Raw genomic sequence first — 23,743 nt, forward strand, 5'->3', positions numbered from 1 at the left:
CTATGTCATCAGGCACTCCCTCTCTTTCTTGGATGCAGACTTTCCGCAGCTACCTAGATAAACGCCTACTTTGGGTGTTTATGCTCGGCTGTTCGAGTGGCTTCCCATGGGTTCTTATTGGATCCAATATGTCTGGTTGGCTAAAAGATGCAGGTTTAACGCGTGCTGCCATCGGCTACTTTGGCAGTGTGTTTGCCGTGTATGCGATTAACTTTCTATGGGCACCATTGGTAGACCGAGTAAAACTGCCGGTGCTTCACGCAATACTCGGCCAGCGACGCAGTTGGATCTTTTTCTGCCAATCCATTGTTTTAATCGGTACCTTATTCGTCGCAGGCGTCAATCCCGCAGAGAACTTGGCGTTTACTTCAATGTTGGCGCTCGCTATTGCCATTGCCTCAGCCACGCAAGACATCGCGATTGATGCATTTCGTATTGATACCTTCCCAAAATCCGAAGCATCAAAACTGCCGCAAGCTTCTGCAATGGCCGTAATTGGTTGGTGGACGGGGTATTCTCTACCAGGCTACCTTGCCTTTATTAACGCAGACTCAATCGGTTGGAATGGCGTGTATTACGGAATGGCAGGCGTCGTTGTCGTACTAATGCTGTTTACTCTTTTTGTCGGAGAGCCAAATACACAACGCGAAGCCCTGCAAGAACAGGCTCAGCAACGCCACAATAAGGTTGTCGGTTCGAAAGTCGTGGCTTGGTTCAGTGTTACCGTGTTAGAACCGTTTTATGACTTCTTCAAACGAAACGGAGTTCAAGTTGCCATCACCCTACTGCTGTTCGTATTCCTATTTAAGATAGGTGAAGCCTTCCTAGGTCGCATGTCGATCACCTTCTATAAAGAGATAGGTTTCAGTAATGAACAGATCGGTCATTACTCCAAGTTAATTGGCTGGGGCGCGACGATATTCTTCACTTTGGTAGGCAGTGTCTTCAATGTGAAATTCGGTATTGTACGCGGACTGATGATCGGCGGTGTGGCAATGGCGGCCAGTAATCTAATGTTTGCGTGGATCGCTCACACTGGCCCGAGTGAAACCTTGTTCTTGGCAACGATTATTGTCGATAACTTCACAACCGCCTTTTCAACAGTAGCTTTTGTCTCTTTCTTAACGCTATTAACCGGGCAAGCATTCTCAGCGACACAATATGCATTACTCGCATCCTTGGGCAATTTCGGTCGAACAACGCTGGCTTCCTTCAGTGGTGAGTTGGTTGATTACCTCAATGACTGGTCAACCTTCTTTATACTGACTGCACTCATGGTGATACCGAGTTTGATCATGCTCTATTCGTTACGCCACTTTTTCACGGATTTATTAGAAAAAGCCAAAAACAATCAAGAATAGAGTCAAAAAAAATGATAAGAGGGTAGCATTGAGCTTCCCTCTTTTACGTTCGGTCTTCAGATCTAGTCTGTTGTGTCGCTCACGATAAGATTAAAACCTGTTCCCATCGAATCATCAATCGCCACAACCAAAGGCTGACCCGCTACAGTAATCGTCACAAAGTAAGACCCCGCCGCAACATAAATGCCATTCGCATAATCTTTGAATTTCACATCACTTAGCGCCGGAGTGCTGCCAGCAATACCCACCGTTTTCGGTCAAAGATAGATCAAAGACTGGATTGTAAGACGGGTTGAATTGTCATTTTTTAAGAGAAAACGCTTAGAAATGAATACTGTTGATTTTGATATGCATGTCACTCTAATTAGTAGAATCGTTTGCTTAGCACAGTATTTCACCTATTTATCCACAAAATAATCGAGTTTCACAAAATCAATAGAATTAGAGGTGCATCAAGATGCATTGCCACATTAAAGTTCCATCATTTAGATCATTAGTGTGATCAGCTTCACCTTAATAATTGTAATTTTCACTCCGTCTCACTTTTATTTGAGAACAAAATCGCTATTATGCTCGGCATTCGGACATCATAAACACGCACGGATTAGCGGGTTACTTATTTCAAACATAGAGAGTTCCATTATGCGTAAATCACTTTTAACTCTTGGCCTACTTGCAGCAGCATCTGCTCCAGTAATGGCGGCTGATTATTCTGACGGCGACATCCATAAGAACGATTACAAATGGATGCAATTCAACCTTATGGCTGCAATTGACGAACTTCCAGGTGAGTCTTCACATGATTACCTAGAGATGGAATTCGGTGGCCGCTCGGGAATCTTCGACCTTTATGGCTATGTTGACGTATTCAACCTAACGTCTGATCCAGGCAGCGATAAAGCTGGTGCTGAAAAGATGTTCATGAAGTTCGCTCCTCGTATGTCTCTAGACGGACTTACAGGTAAAGATCTTTCTTTCGGTCCAGTTCAAGAGCTTTACGTATCTACACTTATGGAATGGGGTGGTAACTCTGGCGTTAACACTCAAAAAGTTGGTTTAGGTTCTGACGTAATGGTTCCGTGGTTAGGCAAAATTGGCCTAAACCTTTACGGTACATACGATTCAAACAACAAAGATTGGAACGGTTACCAAGTTTCTGCAAACTGGTTTAAACCTTTCTACTTCTTCGAGAACGGTTCATTCGTCTCTTACCAAGGTTACATCGATTACCAATTTGGTCTGGAAGACAAGTACTCTTCTGCAAGTAACGGTGGTGCAATGTACAATGGTATCTACTGGCACTCAGATCGTTTTGCTGTTGGTTACGGCCTAAAAGGTTACAAAGACATCTACGGTATTAAAGATACTGATGGATTCAAATCAACAGGCTTCGGTCACTACGTTGCAGTAACTTACAAGTTCTAATCGAACTTCTAAGAAAGTTTCCTAAATGGCACCCTCGGGTGCCATTTTTTATTGCTTTCATTTAATGCCTCGCTATCCTTGCAGCATCACTTTCTTATCTCGGTATTGCTGTGAACATCACTATTGTTGGGCCAGGGGCCATCGGCTCTTTATGGGCAATAAAACTGCTTCAAGCTGGTCATAATGTCTCTTTGTGGAGCCGTTCTTCCGACCACTCCATTGAGCTATCACTTGATGGACAACCCTCTCTCCCTATCAGTAACAACAATATCGAACGATTAGCCGCGAGTGATCTGGTTATCTTCACCGTCAAGGCTTGGCAAGTCGAAACCGCAACCACTCCGCTCCTCCAACATCTCGACCCAGACACCATTCTAATGTTCATGCACAATGGAATGGGCGCGGTCGACAACATTGCCACTCAAATTAATGCTCACCCGATAGTATTGGCAACCACGACCCAAGCAGCATTCAAACCTGATCGTAATAGTGTATCTCATACAGGAATAGGACAAACCCAGTTGGGTGCTTTTAACCAAACGGGTCAACAGTGCACGTTTTTGGTTGATGTATTGGATGATGCTCTCCCCACTGTGAGTTGGAACCCACAAATAGAAACCGCGCTTTGGGCTAAACTCGCCATCAATTGTGCTATCAATCCACTGACAGGGTTGGAACAAATCAAGAATGGTGAACTTGCAGACCAAAGGTTTGAGGGTATTTTAAGTTCTATAGTTGAAGAGCTAACACAAGTTATGCAAGCCGAAGAGATCGCTTGTTCATTCGACGGATTAGAAGCAAGTGTCAAGCAGGTCATCCAAGCCACGGCGCAGAACAACTCATCCATGAAGCAGGATATGTTTTACCAACGCAAGACAGAGATCGACTTCATCACTGGACACCTAATAAAAACAGCGCTTAAACATCAGATAGAAGTTCCTGTTAACCAAAAGCTGTTCAATCAGGTCAAAGAGCAAGAAAATAGCTGGAATCATCAAGATTAGTCAGCAACGGTCAACAAGTCGCGATAAAATAACAATACCGCTAAGCATAACGCTGGCACCAATTTCCAAGATTTTAGGTAAGAATAGATGCTTGATATCAATCACATCCGAGAGCAGTTTCCTGCGCTATCACAAACCATCAATCAACAACCATTGATTTACTTAGACAGCGCGGCAACGACACAAAAACCTCAGGTAGTTATTGATGCCATTAGCCAATATTACTCCAAACAAAATGCCAATGTTCACCGTGGTAGCCATAGCTTAACAGCGAATGCGACCAGTCAGTTTGAAGCTGCCAGAGATAAGGTCGCTCAGTTTATCGGTGCAAGCTCTTCAAAAGAGATCATCTGGACTCGCGGTGCAACCGAAGCGCTTAATCTTATCGCTCAAACCTACGCCAGAAGCACCCTTAAGCCCGGCGATGAGATCTTAGTCAGCGAAATGGAGCATCACGCCAACATCGTGCCTTGGCAAATTGTCGCAGAGCAAACCGGTGCTAAAGTCGTTAAAGTACAGATGACACCGGATTGTGAATTTGACCTCACTGCGTTTGATGCACTTTTAAATGAACAAACCAAGATTGTTGCATTAGCTCAGATAACCAACGTAACGGGTTCTCGTCAGCCGATTGAAGCCGTCATCGAGAAAGCACATAAGATGAATGCGATTGTTGTGGTCGATGGTGCGCAAGGCATCGTTCATGAGTCAGTTGATGTTGCTGCTTTAGGCGCTGATTTCTACGTATTCTCTGGACACAAGCTCTATGCCCCTGCGGGCATCGGTGTGCTTTACGGCAAGCTTGAATTGTTAGAAGCGATGCCACCTTGGCATGGTGGTGGCAAAATGGTCGAGCGCGTCTCTTTCTCTGGCACTACTTTTTCAGAACTGCCTGGCAAATTCGAAGCGGGCACGCCAAATGTGGCAGGGGCCATAGCACTAAGCACCGCAATAGAATGGTTAAGTGGTTTTGTACAACAAGATGTCGAAAATCATATCCACCAACTACAACACGAGACTTATCTTGCGCTCAGTAAACTGGATGACATTCAGATTTTAGGGTATCAACCTAACGCAAGTGTGATTACTTTTGTGATGGATGGTGTTCACCATCAAGATATAGCGACTCTACTGGATCAGCAAGGTATCGCAGTACGTGCAGGACATCATTGTGCTCACCCATTAATGGATGCACTTAATGTGAAAGGAACGGTTCGAATTTCATTTGGTATTTACAACAACATGGATGACGTTGATAAGCTTATAGCTGCGATAGAAAAAGCCGTTGATATGCTTTAGGGTGTGGCGAGATTATTTAGGGTTGGCGTTTAGCGTCAACCCTTTTTGTTTCTGTGTATCTGAGTGATATTAAGCACTTAACTCTTGGATTTGAGCAACAATCGCTTTTAATCCGTTTCCGCGAGATGGGCTTAGGTGGGTGATTAAACCGATGTTTTCAAAGTAACCATCAATATCGAACGCTTGAACCTGCTCTGATGTTTTTCCATCATACGCAGCCATCACTAATGCAATCAGACCGCGCACGATACGAGCATCAGAATCAGCACAAAAATACCAAACACCGTCGATGTTCTGAGAAACTAGCCAGACTTGGCTTTCACAGCCAGAGACAACCACCTGCTCACTTTTCAGTTCATCAGGCATCGTTGGCAGTTTCTTGCCCCATTGAATCACTTGACGATAACGGTCTTCCCAACCGCTGAAAGTCTGCATCTTTGCGACAATATCATCACTGGTAATTTCTTGGCCGAATGGAGAACTTGGAAATGACGTCATTTTTATATCCAGTAAATTCTTAGTAAGCTCAAAGTAACGAGTTACTTAGTATGCTTTTGAACGATCTTTTCTACGATACGTGAAACCGCCACAAAACCAAACGTAGCCGTTACCACCGTTGCTGCGCCAAAACCTGTCGCACAATCCATTCGTTTTGACCCTTCTGCGGTCGCTTTCGCAGCACATACACTGCCGTCAGCTTGAGGATATTTAAGTTGCTCAGTCGAGAACACACAATCGATGCCAAACTTACGTGCTGGGTTCTTAGGGAAATTGTGATGACGACGTAATGTGTCTTTCAATTTCTTCGCTAACGGGTCTTGAATCGTCTTAGTCAGATCAGCCACTTTGATTTGAGTTGGGTCGACTTGGCCACCCGCACCACCCGTGGTGATCACTTTGATTTTGTTACTACGACAATACGCCAACAGCGAAGCCTTAGCTTTCATGCTATCAATCGCATCGAGAACAAAATCGAACTCTTTCGACAAATACTCAGCCTGATTGTCAGGACCAATAAAGTCATCAATCAGGTTCACTTTACACTCAGGGTTAATCAACTTAACGCGCTCAGCCATCACTTCGATTTTGCTCTTGCCAACCGTACCCGACATTGCGTGGATCTGACGGTTGATGTTGGTCACACACACATCATCCATATCGATCAAAGTCAGCTCACCTAAACCAGTACGAGCCAGCGCTTCAACCGCCCATGAACCTACACCGCCAATACCGATCACACACACGTGTGCTGCTCTAAGTATGTCGACTTCACTATTGCCATATAGGCGACGGGTGCCACCAAATCGTTGGTCATAGTTTTCTGAAGCTGGAGTGGTCAATTCACGCATTGTTGCCGCCAATTTATTTCTGAGAAAAAGAAAAGAGTGCGTTTTATACGCACTCTTGAATAAAAAGTCTAGGGGATTAGCGATTCGCTTTCAATGCCCTATTTTATTGTAGCTTACTCAACCTTTTCAGGAGGCAAAGCCCAAGGCGCTTCAGTTGCGCTGCCATCTAAACCGAGCTTCCACACACGACCAAAATGCTTGTAATGGCCCGCTTCTGTACCCGCTCGAGGGCCCATGCCGTGGTAAAGGTCCAAATGGTTTTGCTTAACCGCGCCGCCCGTATCCAAAACCAATAGCAGTCTTAGTTGATGAGCGCCGCTCCAAGTACCATCAGCATTCAATAATGGAACCTCAGCAAGAATCGGCGTCCCCATAGGCAAGATAGAGCGATCGCCCGCAACCGCCGCCATAGGTAATAGAGGAATGCCCGCGCTACCCATCACAGATAGGTCGTCTCTCGCTTCAAAAAACACGAAAGATGGGTTTTGCTCAAGCAGCTCTTTGACCACTTCAGGATCGTTTGCCAATACCCACTCTTTGATTGCTTTTAGCGACATTTTTTCGCGTGGAACTAAGCCTCGTTCAATCAGAACACGGCCAATGCTCACATAAGCTTTATTGTTCTTACCCGCGTAGGCGAAATACTGCAGCGTGTCATCATCACCGAAGTGTACAAATCCACTGCCCTGTACTTCCATCATAAATGGGTCGATACGGTTTGCTGAGTAACCTAACTCAAGGCCCTGACCTTCTAGTGCGCCGTTGTAAATCTCTTGGCGTGTTGGACACTCTTTACCACACTCAGGAAGCCCGTAAACAGGGTAACGATATTCTTCATTCGCTTCGTGGCGCAGCTCCATCACAGGAGAAAAGTAGCCCGTGAACAAAACATTGCCTTGTTTATCACCACCACCTAGTTGAGCGGTTTGAACGCCAAAATTCGCTAGCTCGCTTGGATCTCCACTCAGCATCGCCCACTCATTGAGTTGTTGATAAAGCGGCTCATAGATTTTAGCCATCGAAGGGGATTTAGAAACCACCATCTCAGCTTGTTCTGCAAATGCGGTGTAGTCTCTTGGTTTATTGGATTCAACCTGATCGACCTTATTCAAGGTGCGAGGAAATTCGTCATCAAGGTGTTGCTGAGCAAGATCAGTGGGTTGAGCACAGCCAAATAACAAAGAGGCAGCGACAAGGGGAAGCCATTTTTTAATCACAAGAGTCATCCTAAAAATTCTATGCATCGAGGATGACAAAAACAGTCAGATAACACAATCTTAGATTGTAAGAGTTTACAAGAAGATAACCTATCGGACGGAGTTATCGATATGGCCCTTAAGGCGGAAGATAGGATTGTAGTGACTGTCAGAATCGAGCACCATTTCTGTATTGTCAGAATTGGTCATGCGGAAGCGATAGGTTTTATCACCCGCCTTGTATTCAAAGTAGTTTCCATCAAAGTCAAAGCTCGTCGAAACAACAGACCCACGAACTGACACACCATTAGCATTCAGAACAAACTCATCGGTCGCATAATGTGCAACATCTTGCTCTATCCAAGTGCCGTATATCAGATTGTCGGGCGTCGCCGCATTTTGCACTCGGGAAAGCACATCGCCGAACAAAGAAACCACCGCAAACGAACCCACTAAGGCTAGAACCATTAAACAACGTTCAATGATCTTACGCTTCAACTTAGATTGATTGCGCTGATCAGCTTCGCTGTAGAGACCTTTGGTTATCTCATCGATTTTGTTCTTTGTTGCTGGAGCTTGTTGCATTCGGTGACTACTCATAAGGATGCTATGCGCATTCTACACTGAGACAGTTTATATATTGAAGCCTAGATAAGATTAGTTTGCGCTTTATTCCAAAAAGGTGTTGTTTACATTTGAATTTAAATGCTAAATTATCGAATAAATAAACAAAATGGACTTGTTCTGTGAAATTAAGAAGTACAGCGCTAGTAAAAGGTTTCAGACAATCAACCCCTTACGTAAATGCTCACCGTGGCAAAACCATGGTCATTATGCTGGGAGGCGAAGCCGTTGCCGACAGGAACTTTGGTAACATTATTAGTGATATAGCCTTGCTCCACAGCCTTGGAGTAAAGATTGTTCTCGTTCACGGGGCAAGACCGCAGATCAACCAATTGCTCGCCAAGCAAGATTGCCATACGCCTTATCACAAGAATATTAGGGTCACTGATGAATATTCTTTGGGCGTCGCTATGCAGGCTGCTGGACAGCTTCAACTTGCCATCACCGCGCGCCTCTCAATGAGCTTAAACAACACACCGATGGCAGGCACTCAACTCAATGTTATGAGTGGTAACTTCATTACGGCTCAACCGCTTGGCGTGGATGACGGTACGGATTATTGCCACAGCGGGCGTATTCGTCGAATCGATATCGAAGGGATCAATCGCACGCTTGACCAAGGTTCAATTGTACTGCTTGGCCCTATTGCCAGCTCCGTGACAGGCGAAAGCTTTAACCTACTTTCTGAAGAGGTCGCTACCCAAGTTGCTATTCGTCTAAAGGCCGACAAGCTGATTGGCTTCTGCTCCGAACAAGGGGTAACAGATGAACGCGGTAACGTGCTCGCCGAACTCTTCCCTAAAGATGCCAAGCAAATTCTAGAACGATTAACGGAATCTCAAAATCCTGCCGAAGACATGAGCACAGGAACACTGCGCTTCTTGAAAGGAGCGATCTCCGCTTGTCGAGCTGGTGTGCCTCGTTGTCATCTAATCAGCTACAAGGTAGATGGCGCATTAATCCAAGAGTTGTTCTCTTTTGACGGTATTGGAACCCAAGTGGTCATGGCTAGTGCCGAGCAAGTAAGACAAGCTCAGATTGACGATATTGGTGGCATATTTGACCTTATTCGTCCTTTGGAAGAACAAGGCATTCTCGTTCGTCGCTCAAGAGAACAATTGGAACAAGAGATTCACCGCTTTACGATTATCGAAAAAGACGGACTGATTATTGGTTGCGCTGCACTATATGCGTATCCGGAAGATCACATGGCAGAGATGGCGTGTGTGGCGATTCACCCTGACTATCGCGATGGAAACCGTGGGCAATTGTTGCTGGATTACATGCGTCACCAATCAAAATCTCGTGATATCGACCAGATTTTTGTCCTTACTACGCACAGCCTTCACTGGTTCCGTGAACAGGGTTTTTACGAGATAGCGGTTGATGAATTACCGATGGAAAAACAGGGGCTGTACAACTATCAACGTAACTCAAAAATCTTAGCGTTAAATGTGTAAATAAAGTTTTGGACTAAAATCTCACTTCAAAGGAAAAATAATTGCAAATGTAATCGTTTTCTATATGAGATTTATTAACTATGCACTTTCACTCACACGTATAATTGTATAGAATTTAGACGCTTTAATAATCTTAACAAATGTTTTTATTGGAATTGCCATCTCGATAGTCATGTCGAACTCATTGAGGTGGTCACTGCACGGATTGCTATACCCGTTGACGGCCAGCACGCTAACATTAGCTCTGCTCGTTAATATAAACAGCAAAAAGAGCAATATTGATATGAGAACCATTGTTTGTAACTCGCTGCAAAGTTTTTGGGATATGGCTGATAACCAATTCTTAGAAGGGCTAGACGTACACTGCGTGTTCCCTGTTAGCGAGAATCTAAAAGAGTTTATTTTGAATTGCCAAGCAAAGTACAAGATAAACCACATATCGTTTACTCGAGCGTTTTTAGGCTCTGATTCCTAATAACGCTCAAAGCAACCAAGGATGGTTGCTTTGTGTTTATCTAGCCCTAAGTTCAAAACCTTCTCTAGCCGTCCATAACGACTAATTCGTTAAGCGACTGCCTAAACCACTCACTCGCTCTGTTTTCACCTTAATCCCACGCTTCAACACATTTGTATCGCTGAACATCATCAGTCGTTTCTTCGCACGTGTAATACCTGTATAGATAAGCTCCCGCGTTAAAATAGGGCTGAAATCTGGCGGCAAGATCATTAAGGTCAGATCAAATTCACTACCCTGAGATTTGTGTATTGTCATTGCATAAGCCGTTTCATGATCGGGCACTCGGCTTGGTAGCACAGCTTTTACGCTGCCATCGGGCAACTCAAAATAGACCTTCAAACGAGGGGTTAAGTCAGGTTGACTAGAACCCGCCTCAAGCATACAGATACCAATATCACCATTGTACAAACCCAAGCCATGATCATTTCGCGTCACCATAACAGGACGTCCGTGATACCACAGCTCATCATTATGAGGGCTCACCAAACGCCTTGCGGCCAGTGCTCTTTCAATTCTGTGGTTGAGGCCTTTAACACCAAAATCCCCTTCACGAATGGAACACAACAGTCGGCATTGGCTGAACAAATCGAGTACCGATTTCGCTCTCGCTTCTTGAGTTTCTAACTCTTCCAACGGCACATTCATTCTATTGAGGTACGCACCATACTCGTTAACCAAAGTACGCAGCATCAGGTTATAGCTGTCACTAGACAGAGGGTGGTTTTCGATATCACCAAAACCTTTGGCAAACACTTGGTCTACTTGATTCGCAGAACCATTATTGATTGCTTTTGCCAGCTGACCGATACCGGAGCGCGCATCGAAACGATAACTCTTCTGCAGCATACACAAGCTATCCGCAATCGCAGGCGGATTCACCGCTCCAGCTTTGTCTTGTCTTGGTTTAGCTATCGCATCAAAACCTGTCATCTCTGCAATCAAATTGCCTTGCGCTGTGCTGTACCCTGCAGAGTTGAATGAACAGATATCACCGAGCACAGCACCTGCCTCTACTGAAGCGAGTTGGTCTTTATCACCCAATAAGATGAGCCTTGCGTGCTCAGGAAGTGCATCCACCAGCTTATACATCATCGACAGATCAACCATTGAAGCTTCATCCACTACCAAGATATCAAGGTGGAGTGGATTGCGTCGGTTATGCCTAAACTCAGCACGGTTAGGAATCGCGCCGAGTAATCTGTGTAAGGTGCTCGATTCGGTCGGTATGTTGGCTTTCACTTCAGGCGCTAATGGCAGCTGTTCAATTGCTTTACCGATCGACTCGGTTAAACGCGCCGCCGCTTTACCCGTTGGTGCCACTAGCTTAATCGTTGGTGTTTTACCTTGGCTGAGAGATTGCTCGACCATCGCCGACAGTAATTTGGTTACCGTGGTTGTTTTACCAGTACCCGGCCCACCAGAAATCACCGCAAAACGACGACTCAACGCTACCGCTGCCGCGACCTTTTGCCAGTTCAAACAGACAGATAACGGCACGAGGCTATCCAGCGCATCTAAATCTGTCACTTGCTTGGCTTGAACAATCGCTTGGTCGATTGATCCCCAATCTAAAGCCTGCTCATTCACAATATCAAGATGGTCACACACCAATTGTTGGCGTAATACCTGAGACGTTTGTTGGCTTGCTTCAGCCTTGGCTAAGGCGTTAAACAGAAAATGATAGCTACGTGCAAAAAGCAGATTGAGCGTTTCAGTCAGCGCTTTTTTCTGCTCAGTATTGAACTCTACCGGCTTACTTAAACGGTTTAAGGTCTCAGCTAACACAACTTCGTAGTTCCAATAACGCTGTAAATAGACACGCTGCCCATCGAACATTAGAGGCTTAACACAATCGTTGGTCGTTCCCACTAAGTTTGATGATTGAAGCACAGCCACCCAATCAATACCCAACAGTTTTTGGTTCAATTGCAGTGCAGTTTCACCGTATAACCCAAGTAACTGAGCAAGATCTGCCGCTAGTTCAGGGCCTGTCGTATGCTGCTGTATAAGCTGAGTACAAATGTGTCCTTTGCCTAATTCATGGCTCACTACCCCCGCGAGAAAGCCGATCTCTTGAGGGTAGCTCGTGGCTTGATGAGCAAGAAAACGGGCAAATTGATAATCCAACTGACGAATAGAACCCTTATCCGCAAGAAACTGGAGTACATCCATCAGTTGCTCAGGAATAAGTGAAACTGGCTTTGCTGTGTTCGCAGTATCTATGCCGGTATTAGTGGTCGTTGTTGTCATTATAAAAGCCCCATCTGTCCAGTTTCATCGTCATTCAATTGTGCCGAACGTCTGTCTATCACTTTACCGTCAATCAATTGATCCATTTCATCAAGTAAAGCCAGTGTTGGTTTCGCCGAGAAAATACCTTGCTGAGATTGGCCGTCCATTCCTCGTAAGAACAAGTAGTACACGCCACCAAAATGTTGTTCGTAGCTGTAATTGGCAACGCGGCTGCGTAAGAAACGGTGCAACGCCAATGCATAGATTTGATATTGCAAATCATAGCGATGGTCGGCCATAGCCGATTTCAATGCCTCGCCATGGTAGACAGCAACATCATCTCCTAAGTGATTCGATTTCCAGTCGAGTACATAGTATTTACCTTGGTGCTCAAACACCAAATCGATGAAGCCTTTCAACATACCTTGCACGGTTTGGAAACCTAGATCGCCCGCTTTGGCTGACAATGGATCGTGATATTGAATGGTTTGATTCAGTTCAGATGCAGCCAATACTTCGATCGGCAGTAAGAATTCCATCTCAACTAAACGTTGCGTCGAGTCTTTCTCGCTTAGCTTTAAGTTCTTGCCGTCTAATGCGGTGTTCAGCACTGTATCGACCAGTTGCTGAAGCACAGGTAGCCACTCTAATTCATATTGCTCTGATTCTAATAAGTGAGTGATTACTTGCGTGTTATGTTCACTGGTTGCTGGCTCGGTAAATTCAACCTCCTCAAACAAGGTGTGTAAGAAAGTACCTGGGCGAGCACCACGAGGGAACGTAAAGATAGAGCGTTCAGGCTCAATCAACTCAGACTCATCCTGCTCATCAGCCGAGTCAATATCAAAACCAGACACCTCAATGGTCGCGTCATGACTCGCACCGTGACTGCCCTGTTTGACAAGCCCCGAGTAACTGGTGATACGCCAAGCTCGGTCAATTGAAGCCTTAAGTTCACTGGCCTGTAAGTCGTCACTCACTTGCTCTGTTTGCACAAAAATTTGTTCGTGAGCGGTAGGTGTTTCGGCTAACAGCACACTGGAATTCTTACCCTCAATAGCCGATAGAGCTTGATGCAACTCGGCGATGCCTTGCTCTTGTCCGTTTTGAACCAAATAGCCCATGGCACTCAAGTGCACGCCGGTCGGCTCTTTGGTTGAACGCCCTTTACGTAGCGGTGCCATGCCAATAAAACATCCATAAACAGCACGAGTCAGCGCCACGTAAATCAAACGTAAGTCTTCCGCCAATCGCTCTTTGTCGGCTTGCGCTAAGGCACTATCGCTACCCGTAATATCAAGTACCGTGGTATCTGAGTCATGGTCGTAGAACTTGCCTTCGCTCGCTTCTCGGTAACTCGCGACAAATGGGAGGAATACAAGGTCATATTCCAAGCCTTTCGATTTATGAATGGTAACGATTTGAACCAAGTTTCTTTCTGATTCAAGGCGTTGAATGTAGTCGTCACTGCCACCTAAACCATTTTGAGCATCGGAAATCGCTTCTGCTAACCAACGCAACAAACCGTAATCACTATCGAGTTCTTGTCTTGCTTGTTGCAACAATTCGCCAATGTGCATTAAATCAGTGAGTGAGCGCTCACCATTTTCTTCTTCCAGTAAGCGTTCCGCGAGATGTCGTTTACTGATCACGCTGCGAAGCATTGGCAACACGCCGCGCTGAAGCCACAACTTACGATATTCTCTAAACTCGTTAACGACGTTTTCCCACACCACTTCATCGTTGTTGAGTTCATCCAATGATGCGGCATCCAGAGCAAACAACTCCGACGCTAAACTGGCGCGTAATGCTCGGTCATTTTCAGGTGTCAGCACCGCCTGCAACAAACGTTGAATATCTTGTGCGACCAAGCTGGTGAACACACTGTCTCGGTTGGATAAATACACGCTCGCAATGCCTTGTTCCGACAACGCGTTCTTAATCAGGCGACCTTCACTGCCGGTTCGAACCAAGACAGCAATATCACCCGCATTCACGGCATGTTGTTTTTTGCCGTTATCAAAATAGGCTTGCTGGTTTTGAGAAGCGGTCAGAATGGTTTGAATTTGACTCGCCGTCGCCTCTGCCATTGCCTTGTGATATTCACCTTTCGGCAATGGCTTGTCTTCAGCCTCTTGCAGCCAAAAGGTCAGTGCATGTTGGGTCTGGCCATTCATCACCCATTGGCGCTTGTCAGCAGATGGACTGGCAGCAACGGGCAAAAATGGAATGTCTTGATCGTAGATAAACGGGCTATCCGAATTCATAAACACTTGGTTTACTGCGCTGACCATATCAGCACTCGAACGCCAGTTAGTGCCTAAGGTGTAGTGAGCACTAACTTGGTTTCTCGCCTTGATATAGGTAAAGATATCTGCGCCACGGAAACCGTAGATAGCCTGCTTCGGGTCACCGATCATAAACAGACCACACTGCGGATTATCGAGGTAGATTCGGCTAAAAATACTGTATTGCAGCGGATCGGTATCTTGGAATTCATCGATCATCGCCACCGGGTATAAGGTACGGATTCTTTCCACCAGCAATGACTGCTCATCGACATCGATCGACGCAGATAACTGAGTCAGTAGATCATCAAATGATAACCACTGCTTCTGCTGTTTTGCCTTGGCTAGCATAGTTCGACAATGAGTAATCGCATGCGCCAATAACGGAGCTTTCAAATCAGCTGGGTGATTTAAGAAATCCTCAATCGCTCCGAAAACTGCATGCTGAGGCGCGGTGCCTTTTGGTGTTTTTTCAATTAACGTTGCTTGTGAGAACTTCTCTAGTTTATCTGGAAACTGGTAATCATGAGTGTCGCTCTGCGCCCATGCTGTCACAGCTTCTAACCATGTCGGCAGAGATTTCTTAGTGTAGCTACGCTTGTTCACATCCGAAGCAGAGATCAAAGCCAAAAAGTCCGCTTCGGATTCACACCACAGCGCTTTAAGTTGCTTCACTTTATCTAGGTTTTGGTTGTGCAGAGTTTGCAAGTCGCCCGACATCGCATCTACCGTCAATTTCAGCGGAGATCCTGTCAGATAACGATTTACGTCTGCTAATAACGCAGCCGGTGAACCCCAAATATTACGAACCTCACCAGCCAGTTGAGTCGGCAGCGGGTAAAACTGCTTACGCCAGTAGTCAGCAACCACTTGCGCTTTTAGGTGACTTTCATCGGTCACAAATTCATTATCAAAGCGGCTTCCAGACTCAAAAGCATTTTGAGTCAACATTCGCTGACAGAAACCGTGAATGGTGTATACCGCAGCCTCATCCATTTGTCTTTCAGCGTTAAGCAGAGTTTTAGCCGCGCCAGCATGATCATCGATGGCTTGTAACAAAGGAGCAATCACTGGGTCGTCACTTTGCCCACGTGCAAACGCAATCCGTGCATCATGGATTCGAGCACGGATACGATCTCGCAGCTCAGCGGTAGCCGCTTCGGTAAAGGTCACCACTAGAATTTGGTCTACGGTTAGCGGCTCATGATGTCGAGTAGCTTCAGTCAGATCGCCTAGCGGCGCAGCAGTGCCGTGCCCGAGCAGTAAGCGCAAATACAAGCCAGCAATAGTAAATGTTTTACCCGTACCCGCTGATGCTTCAATTAAACGCGCGCCATGAAGTGGAAACATCATGGTATCGAGTGTCTGTGGAGCGATTACCTGAACACTGCTTGTGGTCGTCATGCCTTACTGCCTTCTGATAAATGTGTTGTTACAAATGTGACCTAGCGTAGAAAACGTCATTCAATTTACGTCCTACGCTAATTTGTTAATAGTTAGTGCGATCTCTCTCACGGATCAATTCGGATCGCCTCGCTACTATGCGCCCACGAGTTCAGGAGCGCGTACGAGTTTTGTACTTTACGGCGTTACTTTGAACCACAGAATAATGGTCCCTCTGACCTGTGGCCGTACAGCGAACGCCCTACACTAATAATGATTTACTGGCGGCCACTTTATTTCCTGTACCTTGCTTCTATTCACCTTGATTCCCTTCATCTTGAAAGCAAGCGTACCAAACGCTTACCAGCGACTCTCTTTTGTCTTTCATTAATTCAGCGCACTCGCTATTGATCTTGTCGATCACAGCCACCTACTCCTGATCTTCCAGATCGGCAGCAGCCAACCTTGCCGCCTGTAGCACAAGCGTTGAATACATACGCGACTCAGTAGCCAATTCATCGTCCCATTTAGACCAGATTCGTGAGATGTAGGTATCTCTACCCTCGCCCGTGAAGGCGAAGCTGTCATTAAAGGTATCGGCCATTTTCTTGAGTGACTTTTCTTCATCATCGACCCACTTACCACGGCTAAAGCCCGCTTCAACACCAGCTAATGCCGTTTTCGGGAAGTATGGCAATGGTGCAGTCATACCTTGATAAAACAGTCGTACTAACTCAGCCAATAAACTCTTCGCCTGCTGCGCATCACCGATAGGTTGTAGCGTTTGGTGAACCACACCTTCTTTTCTGTCATAACCAATAATATGAGTCGTTTTGCCGTGCCCCATCACTGCGCAACACAAGTGATCGATCCACGCGGCCAAGTAATCTTGCGAACGAATTTTGCCACTACGAAAACGTACTAGCCCCGATTGATAGTTTTGAGTAAGCCAACCCATCAAACGAACGGGTTTACCCTCGCCTAGCACGTCAAATTCAATATTTACCTCAAGATCTTGCTGTGGCTGCCCACTTACAAATCGAATCTCTTTGGCTAAGTCTTCCGCTTGAACGCGATTGGTTTCAAATTCGATATCACCAAAAGCGCCGACCGGTAATCGGCCCTGTGCTTTTTGCTCAGAGACAAACAATCGAACCGCTTCATCAGCCCCTTCTGGATGGTCTAGCAACACTTGCAGCAGAGCATCCTTAAGCTGGAAGCTTTCTAAGCCATTAAGCACGAACGGCTCATCGTCTTCCATTACCGGAAGCGGTGGCTCAAACACTACTTTTAGGCGACGATTAAAGAAGTATTGTACCGGCAAGCGCCAGAAACGCTGCAGTTCAACCAGATCGAGTTCTAACGGATAAGTCGCACCAAGCAAATAGTCATCCAACGCACGATTGAATTCGCCACTGCATTCACCGGAACGGTTAGCCGCAGGAAGCCATTCTTTGGCGTAACTCAATACATGACCTGCATCACCTTGCGTAAAGGCTGCAGGGCTGAACGGCGTCATTGTGTGTTCAAAGCTGATCGCTTGAGTCAGTTTGATGCCTGAATCATCACTTGGTAATGATTGGTCTTCACTTAGGCAGTAGTTTTGCTGGCAGTACTCAATCAACTCTGAAACCAATACCGACGGCACTCGCTCAGTATTATCTTGAATCGAGCGGCCGACATAGCTGATGTACAAGCACTCTTGCGCCGACAACATCGCCTCTAAGAATAGGTAGCGGTCATCATCTCGACGAGAACGATCTCCCGGACGAGTGCGTCCGTTCATCAAATCAAAACCTTCCGGCGGCATTGAGCGTGGGTAAACACCGTCATTCATGCCTAATAGACAAACGGTTTTGAACGGGATAGAACGCATCGGCATCAGAGTACAGAAATTCACTTGCCCCGCTAAGAAACGCTGACTGATACGCGCGCCCGACAGTTTATTGTTTAAGTACTGATAAATGATGCTTGGCGATAGCTCTTGTTCGTACAAGGCATCATCAAGCTGTTCATTCAGTTGAGAAAGTGCATCACGAATCGACTTAAGCACCACCTCGCCTTCTAGCTCAACGGCAAAGAAATCATCAATCATTTGCAGCAAGGTTTCACGCCACATATCGATGGATTGCGTCTCAGTAAGGCGTTGACGGTAATGGGCAATACGGTCAATAAAGTGCGCTAACTTACCTGCAAGTTCAGCGTTAATGCCCTGAACTTCGTTATAAGCTGCAATTGGAGAGTGTTCGGTTTCAAACAGACCCGCAGAATCCGACATCGCATAACCCAATAACATTCGCTGGATACCAAATAGCCAGGTATTTTGCTCGGTGGCAGGCAAATCAAACTCAGTTGCGGTAGACGAATCGACACCCCAACGGATGCCTGCTTCTTCAACCCACTGCTTAGCTTGCTCGAATTGAAATTCATCAATGCCAAAGCGTGCCATCATCGCTGGGATTTCTAGTAGCTCTAACAACTCAGACGCTAAACAACGCGTATTCGGTAGCGCGACCAACTGCATGAACGCGGTCAGAATCGGGCTCTCTTGGTCTGCCGTTCGATCCGAGATCGAGTAAGGGATATAACGCTCACCCGGAGCATTACCAAATACCGCCTGAATCGCAGGGCTGTAAGCATTGATGTCTGCCACCATCACGATAATGTCGCGTGGCTTTAATGTCGGGTCAGCGTCAAACATTGCTAACAGCTGATCATGAAGAACTTCAACCTCACGCATTGGGCTGTGACAAGCATGTACCGTCAATGAGCGATCACCCAGCTCAACCACTTGTTTGTGGTTGCTGGAGTCTAAGATGTGATCATCTTGGTGTTCTTCTAACTGGAGAATGTCGGCTTGCAGTTGATGCAGCAGGTTATCTCTCTCTACATCAATAAAGAACTCATGCTCTTCGCTGTCTGATTGAGATAGCAAGAACAGGTTATCTCTACCTAACTTACCCATAGATGCGAGTAAGCTATTGCCTACCGCTTGGCTAGTATGCAGTTCGTCTTCAACGTTGGCTTCAATACCGTCTTTCAATGGTGAGACTTCGCCTTCTAGCTGAGGCAAGCCATCAATCAGAGCAAACTGCTTACGACGTTGCGCTTCCACTCTAGCCAAGTATTTACGGTCACGAATATCGCCCCAGTAATGTTGGCAAGGGTTGGTAAACATCAGGTGAACATCAATCTGCTCACCCAGCGCTTTCAAGGCATCCATGTAACGAGGAGGCAGCGACGATATACCAAACACAAACAGACGTTTCGGCAAGCGTTGTAGCTGACCTTGTTGGTTGGCTAGCGCTTCAATGAAGTCGTGGTACAGGTTACCACGGTGATATTTCGATTGGCCTTGAGACAGGGTTTGCTCGTAGAGTGCCTTCCACAAAATTGGCTGCCAAGGGTGTTCTTGCTGCCCTTCACCATCAATCAATTCTGTAACGGGCTCGCCCGCTTCCCACATCGCCATCCACTCAGGACGATATACCAAGTATCCATCGAAGATATCGGCAATCTTCTCAGCCAATTGATACAGCTTCGAATCATCTTCGTCGTTTTCAAGATAGCGTTGTAAGGGTAAGAAATCAGGGTGGTCAAGCTTAGCGGGTAGCAAACTCATCAGCTTCCACGTCATCGCTTCCTTGTTAAAAGCACTGCGTTTAGGTACATCAGGAAGCACTTGGGTAAACATATCCCAAATGAAGGTTGCTGGAAGAGGAAAGTCTATATTTGCTGCTACACCAAACTCTTTGGCGAGTTCCATCTTAAGCCATTGAGACATACCTGGGCTCTGAACCAAGATCTGCTCTTTTTCGAAAGGGTTGGCTAAAGGATCACTTTTGATTAAATGAACGAGAAGGATTTTTAAAGTATCGACTTTATTGGAATGGTAAACAGTAAACAAAGTGCACTCACGCTAATCTTGCCACAATATAAAGCCAGATTAGCATAAGTGCCGAGTTTGGATTAGGAATATAAGCTTATGAAATACTGAAAACTTAAGCTCCGTTTATCTTTTGAACTATTGCCCTTTACAATCTGCCCGCTACCGCACTTAAAACACGGTGAGGTTTGTAGTTCATGTAGTAACGAACCGCCACATAACCTACCACCAACGTCGCAACAATCAGCTCTAAATAAGCTAGGTTAAACACTTGGTTAATGTAATGCGCTTCAATACCTTGTGCTTGCATCCACGCAGCCAATTTAAATAACGCTGTTGCACCAATCACGATTGGGAAGGTAAACGCTGCATAACCAGGGCTAAATGGAAGACGAAGTAGTTTGAAAAACGCCATATAGATAATGAACGTCATCAACACTGCAATACCAAATAGTAAATCAATGATCACAGGTGAAGGGTTAGCAGTAACGGTTAAGTAACCCGCCAAAGATAGGCTTGCCGGTGCTGCCATAATCGCAATCGTTGGTTTTGCAGCATCTGGCACTTCGTGAGAGAAGATCAAACGGTAAACCATGATTGGTAGCATTACTGCGTAAACCAATAAGCCGAATACCAAAGTCGCGTTAGCTACTGGCTCTAAAACTGGATTACCTGAGAAAGAGACGTCAGCGACGATAATACCGATCGGTGGCACAAACCAGCTTGGCACCATGTGGTGAATCTCAAAGTTTTTAGCTCTGTGGTACAAAAAGCTCGTTAGAAACACAACATGCAAAGCCACAGAAGCCAACCACATAGCTTCTTGTAAGAATTGAGAGATTGGCGCCAAAGACGCTGACACCACAATGCACCCCATTGCAAATGTTGGTACCACACTGCCGACAACAGGGTGAGCAAGATCTTCACGCAATAGATGACCATGAATCAAAAATTTCACAGCTAAAACAAGAAGTAATACCGCCGCAATGCCAGCACTGATCCACTGCACCAAACCCGGTGTGTGTAAGATACCTTGTGCGACTAGAACACCATCCCAACACCAGCCTAAGCTTGCAATTGCGAGTGCTAACCCTGCCATGGGTGTTGGAGCTCCTGTTAATCTATATTTAATACGTTGAATCATGTCAGCCTCTCTTAAACCTAATTCACTAAACTTGTGAACTCATCAGCTTGTTGAAGCCATAATACGCTTGCGCTTCGTTAAACAATATCCAATTATATATAACAAGTGTTCATCAATACTGAACAGAATCCATTTTCACCAGCAGAGTAAAACTAGGAATCTGATGGCTAATATTTCAATAAAACAGCTCAAAGTGTTCGTCACTATTACTCAGCACTCGACATTGACTGCTGCCTCTGAGGCTCTGTTTCTGTCTAAAGCTGCGGTCAGCATGGCACTAGGCGAAATGGAGAAACAACTCGGCCACTCTCTATTTGACCGGGTCAACAACCGATTAATTCTCAACCAAGAGGGACATAAGTTACTTCCATTGGCGGATGAAATATTACATCGTGCTGCTGGTATTGATGTTTTGTTCCGTGATGATCAGCCTTTAAGTGGCAATCTAAAGGTCGGCGCGAGTGACACGATTGGTAATCAGGTCGCACCGTTTATTTTGTCAGGCTTTCGCGAACGAACTCAACATCAGGATCAAAGCTTGTTCATTTCAAACAGTGCACTGATCTGCCAAAAGTTGGTGGATTATGAACTTGATATCGCGCTAATTGAAGGAAAAACATTACACCCTGAACTCATTTCGAGTCAGTTTAGCAGCGATGAAATGTGCATTATTGTTAGTAATCAACATCCTCTCGTTGCCAAAGAAAAAGTGATTTTAAGCGATTTAGAAGACAGCCATTGGATTTTACGTGAATCAGGCTCAGGGACTCGCGAGTTTTTCCTTCGTGCCGTCGCACCGCGCATCGAACATTGGTATGAATCTTTTGAACTCAACACCACAGAAGCAATCATCAACTCTGTTTCTGCCGGTCTTGGCTTTGCCTGTTTGTCTCGTTTAGCTGCTCAGCGAGCGATCGATTCAGGCCGAGTAAAAGCGCTTAATGTGCCACTTGATATGAAACGCCGATTCTGGATGCTGGTCCATAAAGACAAATATCAAAGCCCACTGCTGAAATCTTTCATGAGTTATTGTGAAGACTGGGCGGCACATCAAGATTGAGGCCGCATAGTACGGGCTCCAACTGGACTTTTAACATCAGAAACTGTATAAAAAGCCAGTAAAATTTATCAAACTTAGAGGATTAACCATGGCTGTTATCGTCAAGTACGTGGTGGAACGCAACGGAGAAGAGAAAATGACTTTTACCTCTAAAGCCGAAGCTGACGCATACGACAAAATGCTGGATATGGCTGATGAGCTTTTTGAACTGTTAGGCAAAAGCGATTTAGTTGAAGATGAAGGCAAGCAAGAAGAACTTGCAATGTACCTAGCGAAGAACAAAGAAGAAGTTCTTTACGCATTAGGTGCTAAGCGTAAGCCAGCTCCGAAAAAAGCTAAGAAGCTTGAAGCTGTTGAAGACGCAGAAGAAGATGCAGCTTAACTAGCTGATACCTTTCTAAAAAACGTCAATGACGCCTCTAATCAGAGTTCGTTATTGGCGTTTTTTTATACTTATCGAAATATAATGAAGCTTGTTTATAGTCGAAATCGCTCTAAACATTCGCTTGCATGAAAGTGTGAGGAAGATCTAATCTATAGCCATCAGGTGATGGGGTTCCACCTAAGCTTTTGCTTCAACCGCCCGTTCTTTCCGAACAGTGCTAATGACTCCTACAGAATCGAAAACAGGTAATACTGTTGGACGTATCGCTATTCCTCCATTTTGAAATGGACTTAGTCTATTAAGACCAAGTTCCATGACACCTTTGGATTATCGATACTCAAGATCTGTAGTGAATTAGCCGCACCTCTTCCAACACGTCCTGTTTTCTCAACGCCCTAGGCCTTAAATGGCTCTATAAGTGAGAAAACATTATGCACTACTCTTCAGAAATTCAATCAATGTGCCCTATTCAAAGGGGTGATCTTCACAATTCAGCTCCAATTCCAGTTGAAGGCGCAATGGTTAGCCCAAAAGATGTCATCGCTATTTCTGGCTTAAGCCACGGTGTTGGCACTTGTGCACCACAACAAGGTGCTGCAAAACTGACTCTTAACGTAAAAAACGGCATCATCGAAGAAGCATTAATCGAAACGATTGGTTGTTCAGGTATGACTCAATCTGCCGCGATGGCTGCGGAAATCCTCACCGGAAAAACCATTCTAGAAGCGCTGAATACTGACTTAGTATGTGACGCGATTAACGTAGCGATGCGCGAAATCTTCCTGCAGTTTGTTTACGGTCGAACTCAGTCTGCTTTCTCTGAAGGTGGCCTAGAAATCGGCGCAGCATTGGAAGACTTAGGTCAAACACAGCGTAGCCAAGTCGGCACCAGTTATTCAACCTCAGCGAAAGGCGTTCGTTACCTAGAACTTGCAGAAGGTTACGTAACTAAGCTTGCACTTGATGATCACAGCGAAGTGATTGGCTATGAATATCTCAACCTCGGCAAAATGATGAAGGCGATTAACCAAGGTGTACCAGCGAATGAAGCTGCTGACCTTGCGACAGGGACTTATGGTCGCTTCGACGAAGCCGTGACCACCATTAACCCACGCCAACAATAATTTTTG

The 23,743-nt window shown here is 45.5% G+C and carries 17 protein-coding genes, 1 pseudogene and 1 riboswitch; of the genes and pseudogenes, 9 read left to right on the forward strand and 9 right to left on the reverse strand.

Going from position 1 to position 23,743, the window contains the following annotated elements; all coding sequences use genetic code 11:
* Window positions 1-2: 2 nt before the first annotated feature.
* Window positions 3-1,361 (forward strand): AmpG family muropeptide MFS transporter, encoded by a 1,359-nt coding sequence (locus tag AB6D93_RS18740; RefSeq protein WP_102333771.1) that lies wholly within the window; start codon window positions 3-5, stop codon window positions 1,359-1,361.
* Window positions 1,362-1,423: 62 nt separating this feature from the next.
* Here AB6D93_RS18740 and AB6D93_RS18745 read toward each other — a convergent pair.
* Window positions 1,424-1,643, reverse strand: a pseudogene (locus AB6D93_RS18745) (2-dehydropantoate 2-reductase); the annotation flags it as partial.
* A gap of 360 nt (window positions 1,644-2,003) precedes the next feature.
* On the opposite strand from AB6D93_RS18745, the gene AB6D93_RS18750 reads away from it, so the two are divergent.
* The 3 genes from AB6D93_RS18750 (at window position 2,004) to csdA (ending at window position 5,089) form a co-directional block, all read left to right on the forward strand.
* Complete coding sequence (locus AB6D93_RS18750; protein ID WP_017059903.1) at window positions 2,004-2,786, forward strand: outer membrane protein OmpK; 783 nt, start codon at window positions 2,004-2,006, stop codon at window positions 2,784-2,786.
* A 110-nt stretch (window positions 2,787-2,896) separates the two neighbouring features.
* Window positions 2,897-3,790: a 2-dehydropantoate 2-reductase gene (gene panE / locus AB6D93_RS18755; RefSeq protein WP_102333770.1), complete on the forward strand. Its 894-nt coding sequence runs from the start codon at window positions 2,897-2,899 to the stop codon at window positions 3,788-3,790.
* A gap of 87 nt (window positions 3,791-3,877) precedes the next feature.
* Window positions 3,878-5,089 carry a cysteine desulfurase CsdA gene (gene csdA / locus AB6D93_RS18760; protein ID WP_102333769.1) on the forward strand — a complete coding sequence of 404 codons (1,212 nt, stop codon included), beginning with the start codon at window positions 3,878-3,880 and terminating at the stop codon, window positions 5,087-5,089.
* Window positions 5,090-5,158: 69 nt separating this feature from the next.
* On the opposite strand, the gene csdE is transcribed toward csdA, so the two are convergent.
* The 4 genes from csdE to AB6D93_RS18780 all read right to left on the reverse strand — a co-directional run bounded on the left by csdE (window position 5,159) and on the right by AB6D93_RS18780 (window position 8,219).
* Entirely contained in the window at window positions 5,159-5,587 is a 429-nt protein-coding gene (gene csdE / locus AB6D93_RS18765) for a cysteine desulfurase sulfur acceptor subunit CsdE (protein ID WP_102333768.1), read from the reverse strand.
* A 41-nt stretch (window positions 5,588-5,628) separates the two neighbouring features.
* Window positions 5,629-6,438 carry a tRNA cyclic N6-threonylcarbamoyladenosine(37) synthase TcdA gene (gene tcdA, locus AB6D93_RS18770; protein ID WP_102333767.1) on the reverse strand — a complete coding sequence of 270 codons (810 nt, stop codon included), beginning with the start codon at window positions 6,436-6,438 and terminating at the stop codon, window positions 5,629-5,631.
* Between the two features lie 113 nt (window positions 6,439-6,551).
* A complete protein-coding gene (gene mltA / locus AB6D93_RS18775) occupies window positions 6,552-7,664 on the reverse strand; it encodes a murein transglycosylase A (RefSeq protein WP_017064192.1) in 1,113 nt (370 codons plus the stop codon).
* Window positions 7,665-7,745: 81 nt separating this feature from the next.
* Entirely contained in the window at window positions 7,746-8,219 is a 474-nt protein-coding gene (locus tag AB6D93_RS18780) for a DUF2850 domain-containing protein (RefSeq protein ID WP_017064193.1), read from the reverse strand.
* Between the two features lie 161 nt (window positions 8,220-8,380).
* Between AB6D93_RS18780 and argA the strand changes: the two genes are divergently transcribed.
* Window positions 8,381-9,718: an amino-acid N-acetyltransferase gene (gene argA, locus AB6D93_RS18785; protein ID WP_017065782.1), complete on the forward strand. Its 1,338-nt coding sequence runs from the start codon at window positions 8,381-8,383 to the stop codon at window positions 9,716-9,718.
* Window positions 9,719-10,001: 283 nt separating this feature from the next.
* Window positions 10,002-10,193: a hypothetical protein gene (locus tag AB6D93_RS18790; protein ID WP_046224581.1), complete on the forward strand. Its 192-nt coding sequence runs from the start codon at window positions 10,002-10,004 to the stop codon at window positions 10,191-10,193.
* Window positions 10,194-10,274: 81 nt separating this feature from the next.
* Here AB6D93_RS18790 and recD read toward each other — a convergent pair whose 3' ends face one another.
* The 4 genes from recD to AB6D93_RS18810 all read right to left on the reverse strand — a co-directional run bounded on the left by recD (window position 10,275) and on the right by AB6D93_RS18810 (window position 21,123).
* Window positions 10,275-12,485, reverse strand: a complete 2,211-nt coding sequence (gene recD / locus AB6D93_RS18795) for an exodeoxyribonuclease V subunit alpha (RefSeq protein ID WP_102333766.1) — start codon at window positions 12,483-12,485, stop codon at window positions 10,275-10,277.
* Window positions 12,485-16,159, reverse strand: a complete 3,675-nt coding sequence (gene recB / locus AB6D93_RS18800; protein WP_102333765.1) for an exodeoxyribonuclease V subunit beta — start codon at window positions 16,157-16,159, stop codon at window positions 12,485-12,487. The genes recD and recB overlap by 1 nt, the downstream gene beginning before the upstream one ends.
* 409 nt (window positions 16,160-16,568) lie before the next feature.
* Complete coding sequence (gene recC, locus AB6D93_RS18805) at window positions 16,569-20,045, reverse strand: exodeoxyribonuclease V subunit gamma (protein WP_102333764.1); 3,477 nt, start codon at window positions 20,043-20,045, stop codon at window positions 16,569-16,571.
* 127 nt (window positions 20,046-20,172) lie between these two features.
* Entirely contained in the window at window positions 20,173-21,123 is a 951-nt protein-coding gene (locus tag AB6D93_RS18810; RefSeq protein ID WP_102333763.1) for a TDT family transporter, read from the reverse strand.
* 208 nt (window positions 21,124-21,331) lie between these two features.
* On the opposite strand from AB6D93_RS18810, the gene AB6D93_RS18815 reads away from it, so the two are divergent.
* From AB6D93_RS18815 to AB6D93_RS18825, 3 genes are all read left to right on the forward strand, one after another.
* A complete protein-coding gene (locus AB6D93_RS18815) occupies window positions 21,332-22,228 on the forward strand; it encodes a LysR family transcriptional regulator (RefSeq protein WP_017059889.1) in 897 nt (298 codons plus the stop codon).
* A gap of 88 nt (window positions 22,229-22,316) precedes the next feature.
* Window positions 22,317-22,610: a YebG family protein gene (locus AB6D93_RS18820; RefSeq protein WP_008223840.1), complete on the forward strand. Its 294-nt coding sequence runs from the start codon at window positions 22,317-22,319 to the stop codon at window positions 22,608-22,610.
* A gap of 155 nt (window positions 22,611-22,765) precedes the next feature.
* A riboswitch (Fluoride riboswitch) is annotated at window positions 22,766-22,850 on the forward strand.
* Window positions 22,851-23,044: 194 nt separating this feature from the next.
* Window positions 23,045-23,737, forward strand: coding sequence for an iron-sulfur cluster assembly scaffold protein (locus AB6D93_RS18825; RefSeq protein WP_017068533.1), 693 nt, complete (start codon window positions 23,045-23,047; stop codon window positions 23,735-23,737).
* Window positions 23,738-23,743 lie beyond the last annotated feature (6 nt).

The organism is Vibrio sp. 10N.247.310.23, assembly GCF_041467155.1.
Taxonomy (GTDB): Bacteria; Pseudomonadota; Gammaproteobacteria; order Enterobacterales; family Vibrionaceae; genus Vibrio; species Vibrio crassostreae_C.

What these genes read in the sequence shown, in the direction of transcription:
- mltA (WP_017064192.1), bottom strand. Translation starts at nt 7,664, where the DNA reads ATGACTCTTGTGATTAAAAAATGGCTTCCCCTTGTCGCTGCCTCTTTG.
- AB6D93_RS18780 (WP_017064193.1), bottom strand. Translation starts at nt 8,219, where the DNA reads ATGCAACAAGCTCCAGCAACAAAGAACAAAATCGATGAGATAACCAAA.
- AB6D93_RS18815 (WP_017059889.1), top strand. Translation starts at nt 21,332, where the DNA reads ATGGCTAATATTTCAATAAAACAGCTCAAAGTGTTCGTCACTATTACT.
- AB6D93_RS18825 (WP_017068533.1), top strand. Translation starts at nt 23,045, where the DNA reads ATGCACTACTCTTCAGAAATTCAATCAATGTGCCCTATTCAAAGGGGT.
- AB6D93_RS18740 (WP_102333771.1), top strand. Translation starts at nt 3, where the DNA reads ATGTCATCAGGCACTCCCTCTCTTTCTTGGATGCAGACTTTCCGCAGC.
- recD (WP_102333766.1), bottom strand. Translation starts at nt 12,485, where the DNA reads ATGACAACAACGACCACTAATACCGGCATAGATACTGCGAACACAGCA.
- AB6D93_RS18750 (WP_017059903.1), top strand. Translation starts at nt 2,004, where the DNA reads ATGCGTAAATCACTTTTAACTCTTGGCCTACTTGCAGCAGCATCTGCT.
- csdE (WP_102333768.1), bottom strand. Translation starts at nt 5,587, where the DNA reads ATGACGTCATTTCCAAGTTCTCCATTCGGCCAAGAAATTACCAGTGAT.
- AB6D93_RS18790 (WP_046224581.1), top strand. Translation starts at nt 10,002, where the DNA reads ATGAGAACCATTGTTTGTAACTCGCTGCAAAGTTTTTGGGATATGGCT.
- tcdA (WP_102333767.1), bottom strand. Translation starts at nt 6,438, where the DNA reads ATGCGTGAATTGACCACTCCAGCTTCAGAAAACTATGACCAACGATTT.
- csdA (WP_102333769.1), top strand. Translation starts at nt 3,878, where the DNA reads ATGCTTGATATCAATCACATCCGAGAGCAGTTTCCTGCGCTATCACAA.
- AB6D93_RS18820 (WP_008223840.1), top strand. Translation starts at nt 22,317, where the DNA reads ATGGCTGTTATCGTCAAGTACGTGGTGGAACGCAACGGAGAAGAGAAA.
- recB (WP_102333765.1), bottom strand. Translation starts at nt 16,159, where the DNA reads ATGACGACCACAAGCAGTGTTCAGGTAATCGCTCCACAGACACTCGAT.
- AB6D93_RS18810 (WP_102333763.1), bottom strand. Translation starts at nt 21,123, where the DNA reads ATGGCAGGGTTAGCACTCGCAATTGCAAGCTTAGGCTGGTGTTGGGAT.